This window comes from Pseudomonas sp. SB113, from assembly GCF_040754745.1.
GTDB classification, from domain to species: domain Bacteria; phylum Pseudomonadota; class Gammaproteobacteria; order Pseudomonadales; family Pseudomonadaceae; genus Aquipseudomonas; species Aquipseudomonas grimontii.
On the sequence record NZ_JBFMHW010000061.1, the window covers coordinates 1 to 1175 of the forward strand.

Genomic DNA, 1175 nt, shown 5'->3' on the forward strand with positions numbered 1-1175 from the left:
TGTACGGACCGGACACATGGTTGACGGGTGTGCGGGGACATGGTGGACACTTTCCAGCGAGCCAATTTCGCCGGAAAGCCATCATGCCCTGGACCACGAGAGATGCCATGAGCCTGAAAGAAGAGTTCGTTGCCTTAGCACGGCAACCCGGCAGCAATAAACGTGAGCTGTGTCGACGATTCGGCATCAGCCCGCAAACAGCCTACAAGTGGCTAGATCGCTACAAGGCGCACGGTCAGCCTGGCCTGCAAGAAAAATCCCGCAGACCCGCGACCAGCCCAAAACTGACCCAGGCCGCCATGGAGGCGCAAGTCGTCGCCCTTAGGCAGGCCCATCCGGCATGGGGCGGACGCACGATTAGCAGCCTGTTGGAAAAGCGTATCGCCCCCAGCACCGTCACCAATGTCTTGCACCGGCACGGCCTGATCCAGCCTTCTCAGAGAGAGCAATCGGCAACGCTGAGATTTGAACACGACGCGCCTAATGATCTTTGGCAGATGGATTTCAAAGGGCATTTTGCGCTGCAACAAGGTCGATGCCATCCCCTGACCCTGCTGGACGATCATTCTCGGTTCAGCCTAGCCATTGAGGCTTGTGACAACGAACGGGGAGCCACGGTGAAGGAGAGGATGATCGAGGTTTTCCAACGCTATGGCTTGCCGGCGCGTATCAACGTCGATAACGGCCCACCTTGGGGCTCGCCACGCAATCCGGGTGAAGTGACAGAGCTGAGTATCTGGCTGATTCGCCTGGGGATCCGGATCAGTTTCAGCCGTCCTCGCCATCCTCAAACCAATGGAAAGATCGAACGTTTCCACCGCTCGCTCAAAGCAGAAGTGCTGGATGGGCGTCATTTTTCCACGCTAATGGACGCTCAATCGGCTTTTGATCGATGGCGTGAGGTTTATAACCTGCAGCGCCCCCATCAGGCGCTGGGCTACAAGGTGCCTATGGACCGCTATCGGAGCAGCCCCTGGGCGTATCCGCAGCAGCTGCCAGAGTTTGAATATGGTCCGGATGATGTGTTGGCCAAGGTGTATGACAGTCGATTTCGCTTTCAGAAACGCTACTTCAGCATCGCCAAAGGACTGCTTGGGCAACACATCGCAATACGCCCTAACGCTGAAAGCGATGGCTTGTTTGACGTCTATTTCTGCCATCACTTTTTACGGACC

General features: G+C 56.5%; 1 protein-coding gene. It reads left to right on the top strand.

Going from position 1 to position 1175, the window contains the following annotated elements; genetic code table 11:
- Positions 1-83 precede the first annotated feature (83 nt).
- Positions 84-1175, top strand: a 1092-nt coding sequence (locus tag AB1462_RS31390; RefSeq protein ID WP_367248949.1) for an IS481 family transposase, incomplete at its 3' end; no start/stop codon positions are given.